Raw genomic sequence first — 17,557 nt, 5'->3', positions numbered from 1 at the left:
CAGTGGTACGCGGGGTCACCGGCCGGGCTCACTTGGTCGTCCACTTCCACATGGCGGGGTGGAAGTTGGCGAGCGAGTCCTGGGCGAAGCCGTCCAGGCCCTTCTTGACCATGGAGACCTGGTAGTCCGGCTCCGGCAGCCAGACGACCGGGAGGTCCTTGGCCAGGGCCGCGCTGTACTTCTGCACCGCCTCGTCGGAGGAGGAGGTGGTGGTCTGGGTGATCAGCTTGTCCACGGCCGGGTTGGAATAGCTGCCGAAGTTGGAGCCGCCGCCGGTGGCGAAGAGCGAGTCACCGCTCGGGTAGGCCGGGAAGTACCAGCTGCCCGCGGTGCCGAAGAACGACAGCTGCCACTTGCAGCCGGCCTGGTCGGCCTTGCACTGGCCGGCCTGCGAGAGGACCGAGTTGACCGGGGCGGTCTTGATGGTGAAGTCGATGCCGGTCTTGGCGAACGAAGACTGCAGGGCGCTCATCATGTTGTCGGTCACGGTCGAACCGGACTGCGAGAGCACCTGCATCGAGAACTTGGTGCCCTTGTCCACGCCGGCGCCGCACTGGCTGTCGCCGGTGCCCGGGCTGGTGCACACCATGGTGCCGTTCTGCTCGCTCCAGCCGTGGCTGGTCAGCAGCTTCCTCGCCTTGGCGGTGGAGAACGGGTACGGGTTGCTCTTCTGCTCCGACGAGACGAAGGACGAGCTCTGGCCCTGCGGGATCGGGCCGTAGGTGGGGACCGCGGTGCCGTTGAAGACGACCTTGGAGAGGGTGGTCTGATCCACCGACATCTGGATCGCCTGGCGGGCGTAGAGCTGCTTGAACACCGCGCCCATGGTGGGGTTGTTGAAGTTGTAGGGCATGTACGTGATGGCCCAGCCGGACCACGGCTTCACCGTGTAGCCCTTGGCGGCGAAGGACGACTCCTGGCTGAGGTTGGTGGCGTTGATGTAGCCGTAGTCGACCGTGCCTGCCCTCAGAGCGTTCTCCTCGGCGTCCGCGGTGGTGAACGGCAGCAGGTTCACGGTCTTGATGTTGGCCTTGCCGCCGCCGTCGTACTTGGCGTTGGCCACCAGCTGGACCTTGCCGGCCGTGGAGAACGACTTGATGGTGTACGGGCCGCTGACCGTCTTCCAGAGCGGGTCGGTGGCGTAACCGGAGATCTTCTTGGCGGCGTTGTTCAGGTACGCCCAGACCTTCTTGGCGTCCGCGGCGGTGCGGTCGAGGTCCGACACCGTGCCCGAGTCGCTGGTCTTGTCCCAGACGTGCTGCGGCATCGGGCGGATCATGCTCAACTCGTTGGCGAGCATCCACTGCTGGTTGTACGCCTGGTCGAAGGTGATGGTGAAGTGCGTGTCGTCGACGACCTTCAGCGCGGTCCAGTTGTCCGGCGCCTTGCCCGGGCTGTAGCTCGCCCAGTCGGCCTTGTTGGCCTTGACCAGGTTGAACCAGAACTCCACGTCGCGGGAGGTGATCTGCTTGCCGTCGCTCCAGTGCCGGTCGCCGAGCGTGATCGTGACGCTCTTGCTGTCCTTGGCGAAGTCTGCGGCGGTGGCCAGCGAGTTGTCCTTGTTCCAGCCGACCTTGCCGGTGGAGCCGTCGTAGGCGATCAGCGGTTCCCAGAGGGACTGGGATATGGAGGAGTTGTTGGTGTTCAGGTGCGCGGCGGTGCCGACCGGGAGGATCCAGTTCGGCGTGAAGTTGGCCGGCAGCGCGTAGTTGATGGTGTCCGACGAGCCGGAGGCGGACGACGACGAAGTGCCGCCCCCGGAACAACCGGTCAGCAGAGCACCCGCGGTGACAGCGGCGCCCGCGACGAGGGCCCAGCGGCGGCTGTTCGCCGTGTGAGCAAGGAACATGACTCTCCTCAGGGTGAAAGGACCCGTATGTCCGGGACCGGCACTGCGTTCACGACAGCTAACGCCGGACACGCCGAAGAAACAAACAAGAAATAGTAAAAAGTAAGTTACTGCACCTCTGAAAAAAGCCGACTTGCTCCGATCCCTCCTCTTCTTTGGGTTGATTTGGGTGGATTAAATGGGTTTCAGGTGTGGCTCACTTCCTTCGTGAAGCTGTTCCCCCAGCGCCAGGCGCGGGCGTATTGTCTTCGCCACACACACCGTTGCGGAAGTAACTTCGTACATGACTGAAATAAGTGCATGGGACCGCAAGGCTGCGAAAGGCACCCCGGCCCTCGCCGCGCGGGTCCTGGAACTCGTCGCATCGGGCCAGGCCTCGTCACGCGCCGAACTTGCCGGACTGCTGGGGGCCGCAGCCTCCACCATCTCTCTCACCGTGGCCCATCTGGTGGAGCGCGGGCTGATCGCCGAGGAGGGCACCCAGTCCTCCACAGGCGGGCGCCCTCGCAAAGTGCTGAGACTGGGAAGCAACGACGAGTTCGCCGTCGCCGCCGACCTCGGCGGCCGGCACGCCCGGATCGGTGTGGTGCTGCCCGGCGGCGGTCTGACCGATGTCTCGACCGTCCCCTTCGTGATCGCCGACGGCCCCGAGGCGGCTCTGCCCCGGCTCGCCGAGACACTGGAGGCGCTGGCCGAGCAGCGCGGCCGCGGCCGGCTGCGCGGGGTCGGGCTCTCGCTGCCGGGGCCGGTGGACGTCGCGTCGGGCTCGGTCGTCCTGCCGTCGCGGATGCCGGGCTGGAACCGTTTCCCGGTCACCGCCTGGCTGGAGGAACGCTTCGGTGTCCCGGCCGCCGTGGACAACGACGCCAACTGCATGGCGGTCGGCGAGCACACCGTACGGCCCGCCGAGCACCGGCAGGCGATCATGGTGAAGATCGGCTCCGCGATCGGCGCCGGCGTCATCGCCGACGGACGTCTCTACCGGGGCGCCACCGGCGCGGCCGGTGACATCACCCACATCCGGATCGACGCCGGCGCCGACATCCCCTGCTCCTGCGGCAACACCGGCTGCCTGGAAACCGTGGCGTCCGGTGCCGCCCTGGTCCGCATTCTGCGCGAGCGCGGGGCCGACGTCAGCAGCACCGAGGACGTGGCCCGGCTGGCCGTCGACGCCGACCCGGAGGCCACCCGCGCGGTCCGCAGGGCCGGCGACTACCTGGGCCAAGTGCTCGCCGCCAACGTCAACTTCTTCAACCCGGACGCGGTTTACCTCGGCGGCATTCTCTCCACCCTGGAGCCGTTCGTCGCCGCCGTACGCAGCCAGCTCTACGAGAGCTGCCACCCGCTGGTCACCCAACACCTCACCATCGAGCGGGCCAGCCTGGGCGCCGACGCAGGGCTGGTCGGCGCCGGGCAGTTCGCCCTGCAGCGTGCCCTGACCCTCGCGCTGCGCGAGGTCGGCGGCATCGACCCGTTCCGCGCCCCGGCGCCCCGCCACGCCTGACACCCCACCCCCTACGAGGAGCCATGTCGCAATCCCGCACCGCCGCAGCCCGCCCGGTCATAGCCATTGCCGGACTCGGCATCGAGTCGTCCACCTTCTCCCCCGCTCGCACCCAGGCCGCCGCCTTCCACCCCTCGCGCGGCGCCGAAGTGCTGGACCGCTACCCCTTCCTGACCGCCGGTGAGGAACTGCGCGAGGCGGCCGACTGGCACGGCGCCCTGGTCGGCAAGTCGCTGCCGGGCGGCACCGTCACCGCCGCCGCGTGGGCCGAGCTGACCGACGAGCTGATCGAACGGCTCGCCGCGCTGCCCAAGCCGGACGGCCTCTGGTACGACATCCACGGCGCGATGACCGTGGAGGGCATCGACGACGCCGAGGCGGTGCTGCTGGAGCGCATCCGCGCCATCGTCGGCCCCGACGTGATCATCTCCACCTCGATGGACCTGCACGGCAACGTCTCCCGCGAACTCGCCCACGGCAGCGACCTGATCACGTGTTACCGGATGGCCCCGCACGAGGACCACATGGAGACCAAGGAGCGGGCCGTCCGCAACCTGGTGGAGCTGCTGGCCTCCGGAGCGCCCCGCCCGGTCAAGGCCTGGGTGCCGGTGCCGGTGCTGCTGGCCGGCGAGCAGACCTCCACCCGGATCGAGCCGGCCAGGAGCGTGTACGCGGCCGTGGACGAGGTCGAGGCCATGGACGGCGTGATCGACGCCGCGATATGGGTCGGCTACGCCTGGGCCGACGAAGCGCGCAACCGCGCCGTGGTGATGGTCACCGGCACCGACCGGGGCGCCGTGTCGGCCGGTGCCGAGCGCCTGGCCCAGGGCTTCTGGAAGGCCCGCGACGACTTCGACTTCGTCGCCCCGACCGGCACCTTCGACGGCATCCTGGACGAGGCCCTGGCCTCCGACCGGCGCCCGTACTTCATCAGCGACACCGGGGACAACCCGACCGCCGGCGGCGCCGGCGACGTGACCTGGGGCCTGACCCGGCTGCTGGCCCGCCCGGAGTTCCAGAAGGACGACGGCCCGACCGTCATCTACGCCTCGGTGCCCGGACCGGCCGCCGTCGAGACCGCCGTCGCCGCCGGTGTCGGCGCCACCGTCACGGTCACCGCCGGTGCCGAGGTGGACGACCGGCACGCGGGCCCGGTCACCCTGACCGGTGTGGTGCACGCCATCCGGCAAGGCGACCGCGACGCCGAGACCGAGGTCGTCATCCGGGTCGGCAGCGTCTACGCGATCCTCACCAAGCTGCGCAAGCCCTACCACCACGAGCACGACTTCACCGACCTGGACCTCGACCCGCGCGGCGCCGACATCGTGATCGTGAAGATCGGCTACCTGGAGCCCGAACTCTTCGACATGTCGGTCGGGTGGAAGATGGCGCTCACCCCCGGCGGTGTGGACCAGGACCTGGTACGCCTGGGCCACCACCGCATCCGCCGCCCGATGTTCCCCTTCGACCGCGAGATGGCCGACCCGGACCTGTCGGCCCGCATCATCTCCGCCTCCGACCAGCCGCTGACCGGGGACGACGAGTGATCACGCGCCCCGCCCTGGAGATTGCCGTCACCTCACCGGCCGGCGCCCGGACCGCCCGGGAGCACGGCGCCGACCGGGTCGAACTCTGCACCGCCCTGGAGCTGGGCGGCCTGACCCCGTCGGCAGCCCTGGTGGAGGCGGTCGCCGCGGAAGGGCTGCCGGTGCAGGTGCTGGTCAGGTGCCGGCCCGGCGACTTCGTCCATGACGCGGAGGAGATCGCGCTCATGGCCGCCGAGGTGCGGTCCGTCATCGCCTCCGGTGCCTCCGGCGTGGTGATCGGCGCGCTGACCGTCGACGGCGCGCTGGACACCGTGGCGGTCGCCCGGCTCGCCGAAGCGGCCCGCGCCCCGGGCCGCCCGGTGGACATCACCCTGCACCGCGCCATCGATCAGTCCGCCGACCCGGTGGCCACCGCCGCACTGCTGCCCTCACTCGGTATTACCCGGGTCCTCACCTCGGGCGGCGCTCCCGCCGCGGCCGACGGGCTGGCGGCGATCGCCGCGATGGCCGCCGCCGCACCCGGGGTGCAGGTGATGGCCGGCGGCGGCGTGCGCCCCGCCGACATCCCGGCCCTGACCGCAGCCGGCGTCGCCGCTGTCCACCTCTCCGCCAAGGCGAGGGCGCTGCCCCGGCGCGGCGGCAAGTGGATACCGCTCGGCGCCGGGGGCGCGTCGGCCGAGCAGGACACCCACTTCGTCACCGACCCCGAAGTGGTGGCCGAGGCACGACGGGCGATGGAGGCGGCGGGCTGACCTCGGACCGGGGCACGAACCAGCGGTACGCGACGGACTTGCCCTGCCCCCGTCTCGACGCGGCCCACTGACCGGCCCGGACGCGGCGCCCCGATCGCCCCGGACGCGGCGCAGTGACAGCCCCGGACCCCGCGCCCCGATCGCTCCGGACGCTGCCCGCTCACGGCCCCCGGCGAGGGCCCGCACCATGTACGCCACCACCATGCCGACGTACGACGGTGTGTGCACCGACCCCGTGTGACGCGGGGTCCGGCCTCCTTACGGTGACGACCATGGAGACTCCCCAGAGCCCGGATCACGGGCCCGCCCCGCACACCGCCCCGGCCACCGTCCCGCCGCTCGCCACCGGTCCCTCGCCGTCGCCCACGGACCGGCTCCTCGCCGGACGCACCGCCCTGGTCACGGGGGCGGCGAGCGGGATCGGGCGGGCCTGCGCACAGGCCCTGGCCGCTGCGGGCGCCCACGTCCACGTGGTGGACAAGGCCGCCGACGCCGCCGAGGACCTGGCCCGGGCGATCGGCGGGACGGCGTGGGTCCTCGATCTCTCCGTCCCCGACGCGGTCGACACGCTGCCCGCCGACGCGGACATCGTGGTCAACAACGCCGGGCTCCAGCACGTCGCCCCCGTGCACGCGTTTCCGCCGGACCGCTTCGCGCTGATCCAGCGGGTCATGGTGGAGGCCCCGTTCCGCATCTTGCGCCGGACCCTGCCGAGCATGTACGAACGCGGCTGGGGGCGCGTGGTCAACATCTCGTCCGTCCATGGTCTGCGGGCCAGCCCCTACAAATCGGCCTATGTGACGGCCAAGCACGCACTGGAGGGACTCAGCAAGGTGGTCGCGCTCGAAGCGGCGGAGCACGGGGTGACGAGCAACTGCGTCAACCCCGGGTACGTACGCACGCCCCTGGTCGAGAACCAGATCGCGGACCAGGCCCGCGCGCACGGCATCTCCGAGGAGGAGGTCGTGAGCCGGATCATGCTGGAACGCAGCGCGATCAAGCGCCTGATCGAAACCGATGAGGTCGCCGAAGCCGTGCTGTGGCTCTGCGGGCCGCGTACCGGGCACATCACCGGCACCTCCCTCTCCATGGACGGCGGCTGGACCGCCAACTGACCCCCCGCCCCCTACGAACGCCGGTCGCCCATGTCTGAACCGTCCGCCTCCGCCGCGCCCCATCTGCGGCGCCTCCTCGACCTGCTGGCCGACGGCGCCCCCGCCGAGGCGCTGGGCGCCGTCTCCTCACAGGCGCGGGCCGCCGGGGTGCCCGCGGGCGATCTGGCGGAGGTGGAGCGGGCCACCGCCACCGCCCTGCGGATCAGGGGCGCCCTGCGCCAGCACCGGCGCCGCGAGCTCCAGCTCACCGCACTCTTCGACACGGCGGGCGACCTGGCCGCCTCACGCGACCTGGACGACGTGCTGAACGCCATCGTCCGCCGCGCCAGGATGCTGCTCGGCACGGACACCGCGTATCTCACGCTCCCCGACGAGGAGGCCGGGGACACCTACATGCGGGTCACCGACGGGTCGGTGTCGGTGCTCTTCCAGCGGCTGCGGCTGGAGCTCGGCCATGGGCTCGGCGGTCTCGTGGCGCAGACCGCGAGCCCGTACGCGACCCCCGACTACCGCACCGACGAGCGCTTCCACCACACCCGCAACATCAACGCCGGGGTGCTCGACGAAGGGCTCGTCGCCATCCTGGGCGTGCCCCTGCTCCTGGGCTCCAGCCGCGGCGGTACGGGAAAGGTCATCGGCGTCCTCTTCGCCGCCGACCGCGCGCCGCGCGTCTTCAGCCCCGACGAGGTCGCCCTGCTGTGCTCGCTCGCCGCGCACGCCGCGATCGCCATCGACACCGCGCGCGCACTCGCCGACACCCGGTCCGCGCTGGACGAACTCGCCGGGGCGAACGCCGAGCTGGCCGAGGCCAACGCGGCCGTACGGGCCCACTCGGCGGCCATGCAACGGGCCGAGGAGTCCCACGACCGGCTGACCGATCTGGTGCTGCGCGGCCGCGACGTCAAGGACGTCGCGGCGGCGGTCGCGGGGCTGCTGGACTCCCCGCTCACCATCCACGACCCCGGCGGGCGGCCCCTGGCGGCCGTCCGGCCCGACGGTGCGGACTTCGCGGCCGACAGCATGGACGCCGGGTGGCTGGCCGAGACCGCCGAGGAGTCCCGTACGGGAGCCCGCGCCGTGTACCGCGACGGGCGGGTGATCTGCGCCGTCCTCGCCGGGCAGGAACTCCTGGCCGGCCTGGTCCTGCACCGCCGCGCACCGCTCGACGACTCCGACCGTCGGCTGTTCGAGCGGGCCTCGGTGGTCACGGGTCTCCTGCTGCTGTTGCGGCGCACGGTCGCCGAGACCGAGAACCGGGTCCGCGGCGAGCTGATCAGCGACCTGCTCAGCGACCCGGACCGCGACCCGGCCGGGCTCGCCGAACGCGGCCGGCGCCTCGGCATCGACCTCGACCGCCCGCATCTGCTGCTGGTGGCCGAGAGCGGCACCAGGGAGCGGCTGGCCCCCGCCGCGATGCGCTATCTGTTCGGCGGTGACATCCACGGAGTGAGCGCCGAACACGCCGGGAACGTGGTGCTGTTGATCGATGCCGGTAACCCCGGCCCGGTCGCCGGTGACGCGGCGCGCGTGGCGGCGGCGCAGCTCGGGCAGCTGATCCAGGCCCCCGTCACCGTCGCCGCCACCGGACCGGCCCGCGGCGCCAGGGAGCTGGCCTCCGCGTACGGGGAGGCCGCCCGCTGCCTGCGCGCCATGCGGGTCCTGGGGCGTACGGGGGAAGGCGCGTGCGTCGGAGAACTCGGCTTCCTGGGCGTCGTGTTGGGCGACGCCCAGGACGTCGACGGCTTCGTCTCCGCGACGCTGGGGCCCTTGCTGGAGTACGACGCGCAGCGCGGCACCCATCTCGTGCGGACGCTGGACGCCTATTTCGGGTCCGGGGGCAGCCTCATCCGCGCCAAGGACGAACTCCACGTGCACGTCAACACGGTGGTGCAACGGCTGGACCGGGTGCAGGTGCTGCTGGGGCGCGACTGGAACGAGCCCGGGCGGGCGCTGGAGCTGCAACTCGCGTTGCGGCTAAATGCGTTGACGGGCGAACGGCAAGAGCGGTAGGGGCCGTCCGGCCGCTTGAGGGACAGGTTGTGCCGGCTACCCGTGTCCTCGAGCGCCGGACGGGCCGCGAAGATGCTCTCAAGCGCCGGACGGCTGAAAAGGTGTCCTCAAGCGCCGGACGACGGCCCCAGGGTGCCGGTCATCGTCAGCAAGTGGTCCACGATCACCTTGCCGCCCGCTTCTCCCGTCAGCAGCGTGTAGTGGTTGACGTCCCGTACCGGTACCGGCGTCACCCCGGTCCCTCCGAGTTCGGCCGCCGCCAGACGGGTCTCGTCGTACAGGCCCTGCTCCTCGTTCATCAGGCCCCGCTGCGCCCACAGCAGCGTCGCCGGGACCGGTAGCTTCCGTACCGCCGTCAGCACCTCCTCGTCGAAGAGGCCGATACCGTCGGTGCGTACCGCGTCGATCCGGCAGGTGGAGCGCATGGCCGGTGCCTCCCCGGTCAGATCGCGCTGGATGTACGCGTCCACCTCGGCCGACCAGGCATCCGCGAACGCGGGGTGCGCCTGCCAGAAGGAGCGGTACGCGGCCCGGTCCGGGAAGGTCATCGACAGCCGGTCCATGGCCGGGCCGATCACGGCGGTCAGCAGCTCGTCCGGGGAGAGGTGCGTGGGGGCGGGGAAGCCGATGCCGCCGTCGACGAGCAGCAGCGGCCCGAACCGTTCCGGGTGGCGTACGGCGGCCAGCGCTGTCACGAACGCGCCCATCGAATGGCCCGCCAGCACCACCCGGCCCAGGCCCAGGGCCTTCGTCAGCGCGGCGACGTCATCGGCGTGCCGGGCGATCCCGTACGGTCCCGGCAGGGCGGAACTCCCGGCCCTGCCGCGCAGATCCGGGGCGATCAAGGTGACGCGGCCGGCCAGCAGCCGGGCCACCGGGCCCCAGGACAGCGCGTTGGCCGTGATGCCGTGCAGGGCGACGACGACCGGGGCGTCCGGCTCCCGGGCCGGCCACCTCAGTACCGCCAACTCGCCACCGTTCACGGGGACCTGAATCTCTTCGTACGGAATCACGGCTGTCCGTTCTCCTTCCGGGCGCGCTTCGCGGGTGTTTCGTCGGCGGGGCCGCGGCGCGGCACCAGCCGGGACGGCAGCCGGGCCAGGCCGCCGGGCAGCAGGTGTACCACGGCCACGAACAGCACACCGAGCAGGAACAGCGGCTGGGACAGCGGCACCCGCAGCACGGCGGGCAGTTCGGCGACCGCGCCCGACCCGGCCAGATCGCCGAGCCGGTGATCGGCCCAGGTGTAGAGGATGCCGCCGACCATCGGGCCCCAGCGGGTGCCGGATCCGCCCAGCACCACCATCACCAGGAGGGAGAGGGTGAAGTCGGAGGTGGTCGTCTGCGGGGTCGAGCCGCCGGTGAGCAGCAGGTGGACGAGGCCGCCGAGCGCGGCCAGCGCACCCGCCAGGACGAACGCCGTCAGCTTGAAGCCGTACGGCTTCAACCCCAGTACCTCCACGCGGCGTTCGTTCTCCTTGATGCCCTCCCAGACCCGTCCGGTGGGGGAGCGGACCGCCCAGTGGACGACGGCGAGGGTGAGGACCAGATAGGCGAGCGCCACCCAGTAGAGGTTCGCGGTGTTCTCGATGCCCACGAGCCCGGACGGCAGCAGCTCGGCGGGGGCGGCCCGGCCCTCCTCGCCGCCGGTGAGACCGCCCGGGTTGCGGGAGACCAGGATCGAGCCCGCCTGCGCGAAGGCCAGCGTCACCATGGAGAAGCCGATCCCGGTGACCCGCAGGCTCACCGACCCCAGCACCAGCGCGAGCACGATCCCGCAACAGAGGCCGAGCAGCGCGGACACGGCGAAGGGGAGGCCCGCCTCCAGCAGGAACAGATTGGTGGCGTAGCTGCCCGCGGCGAAGTAGAGCGCATGCCCGAAGGAGAGCAGCCCGGTGCGGCCGAGCAGCAGGTCGTAACCGGTCGCCAGCGCACCGAACAGCAGACAGGTGGCGAGGAGTTGGAGACTCCCCGGGCTGCCGAGCGGGCCGTCCAGGAGGCCCGGCAGCGGAAGTGCGCTGTACGGCGCGACGGCGAGGACCAGCAGTGCGGCGGCGGGCCACCAGCGGCGCAGCAGCCGGGCGGTGTTCCCGGGGGACGGTGCGAGGGCGGGCCCGTCGCCGGTGCGGTCGTGTGTCTCGGTGACGGTGCTCACGCGAGCCTCCCGGTCAGTCCGCGCGGCCGGATGAGCAGCAGCGCGGCGAGCAGGACGACGACGGCCAGGTCGCCGAGGCCCGCTGCGGTGTAGTAGTTGGCGAACTGCTGGACCAGGCCGATGACGACCGATGCCACGGCGGCGCCGGTCACCGAGCCCATGCCCCCGGTGACGACCACGACGAACGCGAAGATCAGCAGTGAGGTGCCCTGACGGGGGTCGACCGAGCCGAAGTACAGGCCGCCGAGTGCCCCGCCGAGGGCGGCGGCGCAGCCGCCGATCGCGAAGACGAGCGTGAACGCCCTGCGTACGTCGATGCCGAGGGCGGTGACCATCGCCCGGTCCTCGACCCCGGCCCGTACCACCAGACCGTGCCGGGTACGGCTGAGGAAGAGCCGCAGTGCCACGAGTACGACGACCGCTGCCGCGACCAGTACCAGCCGGTTGACCGGGACCCGCGCGCCGAGCAGCCCGAAGGTGCCGGACAGGGCCTCGGGCCCCGGGAAGGTCCGGGCGTCCGAGCCCCAGATCCCCGACAGCAGCGCCGGGACGGCGAGCCCCACCCCGACCGTGGCGAGGACCTGCTCGCGGGGCCGGGTGTAGAGCGGGCGGACGACGGCGAGCTCCAGCAGCACGGCGGCCGCGGTGCCCACCGCCGTACCGAACAGCACCGCGAGGACGAAGCCCGCACCGCCCGGGCCGGCGCCGGGCAGATTGCCGGACGCCGCCCACCAGGTGCCGTACGCGCCGATGGAGAGCAGAGCCCCGTGCGCGAAGTTGAGCACGTCCATCAGCCCGAAGATCAGTGAGAGCCCCGAGGCGATCAGGAAGTAGAGCGCTCCCAGACCGAGTCCGGTCATGGTGAGCAGGACGACGGTGGACATCAGGAATCCGCCTCCACGGGGTGCGTAGTGAGCGGGCCGTGGCCCACGCCGAGCAGCCTGCGTGCCGCTTCCGCGTCGCTCAGCAGTTCGGCGGCCGGCCCTTGATGGGCCGTCAGGCCGTCGGCGAGCACCGCGCAGTGCTCGGCCAGGCGGCGTACGACGGCGAGGTTCTGCTCCACGAGCAGTACCGGCACCGCCTCGGCGGCCCGCTCCAGCACCTGGGCGACCTCGGTGACCACCTTGGGTGCCAGGCCCTTGGTGGGTTCGTCGGCGATGATCAGCCGGTTGCCGTTGAGGAGCGTGCGGCCGATGGCCACCATCTGCTGCTGGCCGCCGGACAATGTCCCGGCCAACTGCCGCTCCCGGAGCTTCAGTTCGGGGAAGAGTTCATGGACGAGCGGGTACGCGGGCGCGCCCGCGCCGCGCCGCTCGGCCAGGCGCAGGTTCTCCGCGACGGTCAGTCCGGCGAAAATTCCCCGGTCCTCGGGGGCGTAGCCGATGCCCAGCCGCACCACGGTGTGGGTGGGCATCGATACGGTCTCCTCGCCGTCCAGCCGCACGCTGCCGGTGCGCGGGACGAGGCCGAGGATGCCGCGTACGGTCGTGGTCTTCCCGGCGCCGTTGCGGCCGAGGAGCGCGGTCACCCCGTGCGGGGCGACGTCCAGGTCCACGCCGTGCAGGATGTGCCGGCCGCCGATCAGGACCCGCAGGTCCCGCACGGCGAGCAGAGGTTCCGTCGTCACAACCCCTCCCCGAGGTAGGCCTGTTGCACGGTCGGGTCGGCCGTCACGGCGTCGGGGGTGTCCAGCGCCAGCAGTCGGCCGTGGTGCATCACGGCGAGCCGGTCGGCCAGGCCCAGCAGGACGTCCATGTGGTGCTCGACCATCAGGACGGTGCGTCCCTCGTCCCGGTGCAGGGTGCGGATCAGCTCGGTCAGCGCGGGCACCTCCTCCGCGCTCACCCCGGCCATCGGCTCGTCCAGCAGCATCAGCCGCGGCTCGCCCACCAGCAGCACCGCCAGCTCCAGCTTCCGCTTCTCGCCGTGCGACAGCTCGGACGCCGTCGCCCGGGCCCGGTGGCCGAGACCGGTGCGCTCCAGTACGCCGGCCACCTCCGCGGTGTACGGGGAGGCGCGCCGCCACAGCCGGTACGAACCGCCCCCGGCCGCCTGCGCGGCGAGCCGGACGTGGTCGGCCACGGTCATCCCCGGCCAGAGACTGGACGTCTGGAACGTGCGGCCGATGCCGCGCCGCGCCCGTGCGTGCGCGGGGCGGTCCGTCATGTCCGTACCGTCGAGCGCGATCGTGCCCGACGTGGCCGTGGTCAGCCCGCTGATCAGGTTGAACAGGGAGGTCTTGCCGGCCCCGTTGGGGCCGATGAAGGCGAGGAACTCGCCCTCGTGGACGCTCAGTGTGACGTCCTCGACGATCGTCGCCCCGCCGACACCCCAGCCGAGCCCCTCCAGCTGAAGCACCGGTGCGGTGGTCCGCGTCCCGTCCGGGCGTTCCGCGGTGGTGTCCGGTATGCCCGGTACGGTCATGGGTCAGCCCGCCGAGGGCTTGACGGGCGGCGCCACCTCGTCCATCGGCTCGGTGCTCACCAGCTCCGGCACCGCGCTGGGGCCCGTCCCCTTGAGCTTGGCGACGAACATCGGCTGCACCAGCGCGTGGTCCTCGGCGCGGACCTGCTCCTTGCCCTTCACCCCGTCGAAGCTCCAACCCTCCAGGGCCTTCACCATGGCGGCGGAATCGGTGGCGCCGCCCTCCTCGACGGCGCGCACGACCATCTGTGCCGCGGTGAAGCCGTCGGGGGTGAACAGGTCCGGGGTGCCGCCGGCCTTCGTGACGGAGTCGATCATGGACTTCTCCACGGCGTTGCCGCCGCCCGCGCCCGGGAAGTAGTGCGCCAGGAACGACACCTTGGAGCCGGCGTTCCCGAACACCGGGTACGAGGCGGTTCCGGCGAGTCCCGTGACGACCTTGCCCGCCCCGAGCACGCCCTGCTGGTCCAGCGCCGTCCACAGCGCCGGTGCGGTGGAGCCGGCCCAGGCGACGAAGACGAGATCGGGTTTGCCCGCCTTGACCTGCCGGGCGAACGGGGTCAGGTCCGTGGCGCTCGGCGGAGCCAGTACGGAACCCACTTTCGCGCCCTTGGCGCCGAGGACGGCCTTCACCGCGGCGACGTTCGCCTGGCCGAAGGTGGAGTCCTGGGCCAGCACCGTGACCTTCTTGCCCTTGGCCTCGCCGAGCATCGCCCCGGCCGTCAGGATGTCCTGGTAGGACTGCCGGCCCGAGCGGAAGGTGTAGTCGTTGATCCCGGTCACGGCGTCGGTGGCGGCCGGGCCGCTGATGTACAGCACCTTGTTCTGGGCGGCGAGCGGCGCCATCTGGAGGGCCACCCCGGAATCCGTGGTGCCGGCCAGCACCTTGTAGCCCTTGCCGATCAGGTTCTTGGCCGCGGCGACCGCCTTGCCCGGGTCGCCCGCGTCGTCCTGCTCGGTGACCTCGATACGGTGCCCGGCGACCTTGCCGGTGCCCTTCGTCGCGTAGTCCAGGCCCGCCATGAACCCGTCGCGGTACTGCTTCCCGTAGTCCGCGAGCAGTCCTGTACGGGAGTAGACGAGGCCCACCTTCACGCTCTGGTCCTTCGCGCCCTTCCCGGACGCGGAATCGTCCTCGCCCGCCTTCCCGGCGGCGGTGCACCCGACCAGCAGGAGGCCGGCCGAGGCGAGCGTGGCGACGGCGGCGAGGGATCTGTGGTGACGGACGGTTCCTGGGGCTCTGCGACGCATGGTGACCGGCTCCTCGGCGTGTACCTGTGATGTCGCCGAACCGTATGAACACCGTGCCGCCGTCGACATGGTGCAGGACACCTCACCTGACGCGGTGCGCATGTGGGGGCCGCACATGGGCCGAAGCCGGGGGCGCGCCCCGAGGGCCGGAGCGGGGAGCCGCGCCGTCCGTCCCCGGGCCGCCCACGGCACCGATGTGCCAAAACCGTGGGCGGTGATGGCCCGTCAGATGGCGGCGAGTGCCTGCACCGTGGCCGCGATCACACCGAAGGCGGCGAACGCGATGCCGATGATGCCCATCACCATGCCGGCGGTCGCCATGCCGCGGCCGCCGCCCTCGCCCCGGTCGGCCATGCGCCGGGCCGAGACGCCGAGGCACAGTGCGATGATCGGCGGGATGATCGGGATCAGCACCAGCCCGACGATGCCGAGCACCATCGAGGCCGTCGCCTTGCCGCTGGGCAGCGGGGCGCCACCGGGGTACCCGTAGCTGGCCGGGGCCTGCATGCCGTAACCCGGTCCGCCCGGGGCCTGCATCCCCGTCGCGCCGTCTGTACTGCCTGACTGGTCAGCCATGTCTTCCTCTCCATCGGTGCCGGGCCCTGCCCGGCGGACCAGGGCCGGACAGGCCCTGGTCATGACCATGTTAAGGAGAGGCTTGTAACGCTTTCGAACAAGGCGGTGAGGGATGTGTGACGAAAGATCTCGATCCGCTACCGGGGCCGGACGGGCCCTACGCGTCCCGCGGCGCCGTCACGTCGATCAGCCGGCACACCGTCTCGATGTCTATCTTCACCTGGGCGATCGACGCCCGCCCCGACAGCCAGGTGATCAGCGCCGAGTGCCAGGTGTGCTCGATGACCCGGACCGCGGACAGCTGCTCCGGCGTCGGATGCTCCAGTCCCATCGCGTCCAGGATGATCGTCGTCGTGATCCGGGAGACGGTGTCCACCTCCGGGCTGACACTGCGGTCCGCGAAGGTCAGCGCCCGCACCATCGCGTCCGCCAGGTGCGGCTCGCGCTGAAGCGCGCGGAACGTCCGCATCAGGGTTTCGGCGACCCGTTGCGCCGCGTCGTCCCCGGCCGGCGGGCGCTTGTGCAGCGTCGTGTGCAGGTGCTGGAGCTGGTCCTGCATGGTGGCGACCAGCAGATGGATCTTGGACGGGAAATAGCGGTACAGCGTGCCCAGGGCGACCTCGGCGGCCTCCGCGACCTCACGCATCTGCACCGCCTCGAACCCGCCCCGGCCGGCGAGCTGGGCGCTGGCGTGCAGGATGCGACGGCGACGGGCTTCCTGCCGCTCCGTCAGGGGCGGCGATGCCTGCTTGGCTTCCGCTGTCATGTGTCCCCATCCATGGCTTCCGTCCGCAACCGGAGGGAGGTGCTCGGTCCCCCGGCGGCGCACAGCATGCCAGGGTGCCGGTCGTGGCGCGAATCACCCGGTCGGGCCGTTGCACCGACGCTACCTGCCGGTAGATTCGTAGCTCATTGAACGATCCAGTCTGAAACTTGTTCTAGATTAGCGTGAGCGGTTACGCTCCGGCGAACACGCAGTGAGAAGGGGGCCGAGTGTGACCGCTGAGGCCATAGAGACGGGCCCCCGCGCGGGCAGCGACGCGTCGGGCAGCCCCGACGGCCGTCCGTTGCGCATAGCACTCCTCACCTACAAGGGCAATCCTTTCTGCGGCGGCCAGGGCGTCTACGTACGCCACCTCGGCCGCGAGCTCGCCCGCCTCGGCCACAGCGTCGAGGTGATCGGCGCCCAGCCCTATCCGGTGCTCGACGAGGGCGTCCCGCTCACCGAGCTGCCGAGCCTGGACCTGTACCGCCAGCCCGACCCGTTCCGCACCCCGAAGCGCGGTGAGTACCGGGACTGGATCGACGCCGCCGAGGTCGCCACCATGTGGACCGGCGGTTTCCCGGAACCGCTCACCTTCAGCCTCCGGGCCCGACGCCATCTCGCCGCCCGGCGCGGCGAGTTCGACGTCATCCACGACAACCAGACCCTCGGCTACGGCCTGTTGGCGGATCTCGGTGCCCCGCTCGTCACCACGATCCACCACCCCGTAACCGTCGACCGGCAGTTGGACCTGGACGCCGCCGAGACCCGTCGCCGCCGCGCCTCCGTACGCCGCTGGTACGCCTTCACCCGCATGCAGAAGCGGGTCGCGCGCCGGCTTCCCTCGGTGCTCACCGTCTCCGGCTCCTCCCAGCAGGAGATCGTCGACCATCTCGGGGTGCGCCAGGACCGTATCCACGTCGTGCACATCGGCGCGGACACCGACCTCTGGTCGCCCGACCCGTCGGTCGCCGAGATCCCCGGACGGATCGTCACCACCTCCAGCGCCGACGTCCCGCTCAAGGGCCTCGTCCACCTCGTCGAGGCGCTCGCCAAGCTCCGTACGGAGAACCCGCGGGCGCACCTCGTGGTCGTCGGCAAACGGGCCGAGGACGGACCGGTCGCGCAGGCCATCGAGCGGCACGGACTCCAGGACGCCGTCGAGTTCGTCAAGGGCATCAGCGACGCCGAACTCGTCGACCTGGTGCGCGGCGCCCAGATCGCCTGCGTCCCCTCGCTCTACGAGGGCTTCTCGCTGCCGGCCGCCGAGGCCATGGCCACCGGCACGCCGCTCGTCGCCACCACCGGCGGCGCGATCCCCGAGGTCGCGGGCCCGGACGGCGAGACCTGTCTGGCCGTGCCGCCCGCCGACGCCGGGGCCCTGGCCGACGCGCTCGCCCGGCTGCTCGGCGACCCGGAACTGCGCGCCCGGCTCGGCGCGGCGGGCCGCGCCCGGGTGCTGTCCCGGTTCACCTGGAAGCAGGCCGCCATCGGCACCGCCGCCCTCTACCGCGAGGCGATCGCCGCCCGCGCGGCCACCGCGCGCTCCGGCGGGCGTCGTTGACGCCGCCGTCCTCCCCCGTCGTCCAAGCCAACTGACCCCCCTCGACC

Annotated in this window: 15 protein-coding genes; 6 read left to right on the top strand and 9 right to left on the bottom strand. The window is 71.7% G+C overall.

Annotated elements, in window-relative coordinates; genetic code table 11:
• Window positions 1-28 precede the first annotated feature (28 nt).
• Window positions 29-1,849 carry a peptide ABC transporter substrate-binding protein gene (locus OG306_RS10860; RefSeq protein WP_327259341.1) on the bottom strand — a complete coding sequence of 607 codons (1,821 nt, stop codon included), beginning with the start codon at window positions 1,847-1,849 and terminating at the stop codon, window positions 29-31.
• A 283-nt stretch (window positions 1,850-2,132) separates the two neighbouring features.
• Here OG306_RS10860 and OG306_RS10855 point away from each other — a divergent pair, with 283 nt between their 5' ends.
• The 5 genes from OG306_RS10855 (at window position 2,133) to OG306_RS10835 (ending at window position 8,777) form a co-directional block, all read left to right on the top strand.
• A complete protein-coding gene (locus tag OG306_RS10855) occupies window positions 2,133-3,353 on the top strand; it encodes an ROK family transcriptional regulator (protein WP_266745895.1) in 1,221 nt (406 codons plus the stop codon).
• A gap of 23 nt (window positions 3,354-3,376) precedes the next feature.
• A complete protein-coding gene (locus OG306_RS10850; protein WP_266745894.1) occupies window positions 3,377-4,900 on the top strand; it encodes a M81 family metallopeptidase in 1,524 nt (507 codons plus the stop codon).
• A complete protein-coding gene (locus OG306_RS10845) occupies window positions 4,897-5,652 on the top strand; it encodes a copper homeostasis protein CutC (RefSeq protein WP_371665247.1) in 756 nt (251 codons plus the stop codon). Before OG306_RS10850 ends, OG306_RS10845 begins: the two co-directional genes overlap by 4 nt.
• A gap of 272 nt (window positions 5,653-5,924) precedes the next feature.
• Window positions 5,925-6,767 carry a 3-hydroxybutyrate dehydrogenase gene (locus OG306_RS10840; RefSeq protein ID WP_266745892.1) on the top strand — a complete coding sequence of 281 codons (843 nt, stop codon included), beginning with the start codon at window positions 5,925-5,927 and terminating at the stop codon, window positions 6,765-6,767.
• 30 nt (window positions 6,768-6,797) lie between these two features.
• A complete protein-coding gene (locus tag OG306_RS10835) occupies window positions 6,798-8,777 on the top strand; it encodes a helix-turn-helix domain-containing protein (RefSeq protein WP_266745891.1) in 1,980 nt (659 codons plus the stop codon).
• A gap of 107 nt (window positions 8,778-8,884) precedes the next feature.
• Here the strand turns inward: OG306_RS10835 and OG306_RS10830 are convergent, their stop codons facing one another.
• The 8 genes from OG306_RS10830 to OG306_RS10795 all read right to left on the bottom strand — a co-directional run bounded on the left by OG306_RS10830 (window position 8,885) and on the right by OG306_RS10795 (window position 15,949).
• Window positions 8,885-9,790, bottom strand: coding sequence for an alpha/beta hydrolase (locus tag OG306_RS10830; RefSeq protein ID WP_266745890.1), 906 nt, complete (start codon window positions 9,788-9,790; stop codon window positions 8,885-8,887).
• A complete protein-coding gene (locus OG306_RS10825; protein WP_266745889.1) occupies window positions 9,787-10,932 on the bottom strand; it encodes a branched-chain amino acid ABC transporter permease in 1,146 nt (381 codons plus the stop codon). The genes OG306_RS10830 and OG306_RS10825 overlap by 4 nt, the downstream gene beginning before the upstream one ends.
• Window positions 10,929-11,816 carry a branched-chain amino acid ABC transporter permease gene (locus OG306_RS10820; protein WP_266745888.1) on the bottom strand — a complete coding sequence of 296 codons (888 nt, stop codon included), beginning with the start codon at window positions 11,814-11,816 and terminating at the stop codon, window positions 10,929-10,931. Before OG306_RS10820 ends, OG306_RS10825 begins: the two co-directional genes overlap by 4 nt.
• Window positions 11,816-12,559, bottom strand: coding sequence for an ABC transporter ATP-binding protein (locus OG306_RS10815; protein ID WP_266745887.1), 744 nt, complete (start codon window positions 12,557-12,559; stop codon window positions 11,816-11,818). The genes OG306_RS10820 and OG306_RS10815 overlap by 1 nt, the downstream gene beginning before the upstream one ends.
• Window positions 12,556-13,356 carry an ABC transporter ATP-binding protein gene (locus OG306_RS10810; protein ID WP_266745886.1) on the bottom strand — a complete coding sequence of 267 codons (801 nt, stop codon included), beginning with the start codon at window positions 13,354-13,356 and terminating at the stop codon, window positions 12,556-12,558. The genes OG306_RS10815 and OG306_RS10810 overlap by 4 nt, the downstream gene beginning before the upstream one ends.
• A 3-nt stretch (window positions 13,357-13,359) precedes the next feature.
• The gene (locus OG306_RS10805; protein WP_371665246.1) at window positions 13,360-14,607 is read right to left on the bottom strand and encodes a substrate-binding domain-containing protein; all 1,248 of its coding nucleotides are present in this window, start codon (window positions 14,605-14,607) and stop codon (window positions 13,360-13,362) included.
• Between the two features lie 225 nt (window positions 14,608-14,832).
• Window positions 14,833-15,183 (bottom strand): DUF4190 domain-containing protein, encoded by a 351-nt coding sequence (locus tag OG306_RS10800; protein ID WP_327349892.1) that lies wholly within the window; start codon window positions 15,181-15,183, stop codon window positions 14,833-14,835.
• A 157-nt stretch (window positions 15,184-15,340) separates the two neighbouring features.
• A complete protein-coding gene (locus tag OG306_RS10795; protein ID WP_266745883.1) occupies window positions 15,341-15,949 on the bottom strand; it encodes a TetR family transcriptional regulator in 609 nt (202 codons plus the stop codon).
• A gap of 229 nt (window positions 15,950-16,178) precedes the next feature.
• Between OG306_RS10795 and OG306_RS10790 the strand changes: the two genes are divergently transcribed.
• Window positions 16,179-17,510: a glycosyltransferase family 4 protein gene (locus tag OG306_RS10790; protein ID WP_266745882.1), complete on the top strand. Its 1,332-nt coding sequence runs from the start codon at window positions 16,179-16,181 to the stop codon at window positions 17,508-17,510.
• Window positions 17,511-17,557 lie beyond the last annotated feature (47 nt).

Source organism: Streptomyces sp. NBC_01241, from assembly GCF_041435435.1.
Classification (GTDB): domain Bacteria; phylum Actinomycetota; class Actinomycetes; order Streptomycetales; family Streptomycetaceae; genus Streptomyces.
The sequence above is the reverse complement of the archived record's forward strand: the minus strand, read 5'-3'. Positions and strand labels throughout refer to the sequence as shown.

Coding starts and splice junctions, on each gene's coding strand:
- OG306_RS10860 (WP_327259341.1), bottom strand. CDS start 1,849: ATGTTCCTTGCTCACACGGCGAACAGCCGCCGCTGGGCCCTCGTCGCG.
- OG306_RS10805 (WP_371665246.1), bottom strand. CDS start 14,607: ATGCGTCGCAGAGCCCCAGGAACCGTCCGTCACCACAGATCCCTCGCC.
- OG306_RS10850 (WP_266745894.1), top strand. CDS start 3,377: ATGTCGCAATCCCGCACCGCCGCAGCCCGCCCGGTCATAGCCATTGCC.
- OG306_RS10855 (WP_266745895.1), top strand. CDS start 2,133: ATGACTGAAATAAGTGCATGGGACCGCAAGGCTGCGAAAGGCACCCCG.
- OG306_RS10835 (WP_266745891.1), top strand. CDS start 6,798: ATGTCTGAACCGTCCGCCTCCGCCGCGCCCCATCTGCGGCGCCTCCTC.
- OG306_RS10800 (WP_327349892.1), bottom strand. CDS start 15,183: ATGGCTGACCAGTCAGGCAGTACAGACGGCGCGACGGGGATGCAGGCC.
- OG306_RS10810 (WP_266745886.1), bottom strand. CDS start 13,356: ATGACCGTACCGGGCATACCGGACACCACCGCGGAACGCCCGGACGGG.
- OG306_RS10820 (WP_266745888.1), bottom strand. CDS start 11,816: ATGTCCACCGTCGTCCTGCTCACCATGACCGGACTCGGTCTGGGAGCG.
- OG306_RS10840 (WP_266745892.1), top strand. CDS start 5,925: ATGGAGACTCCCCAGAGCCCGGATCACGGGCCCGCCCCGCACACCGCC.
- OG306_RS10795 (WP_266745883.1), bottom strand. CDS start 15,949: ATGACAGCGGAAGCCAAGCAGGCATCGCCGCCCCTGACGGAGCGGCAG.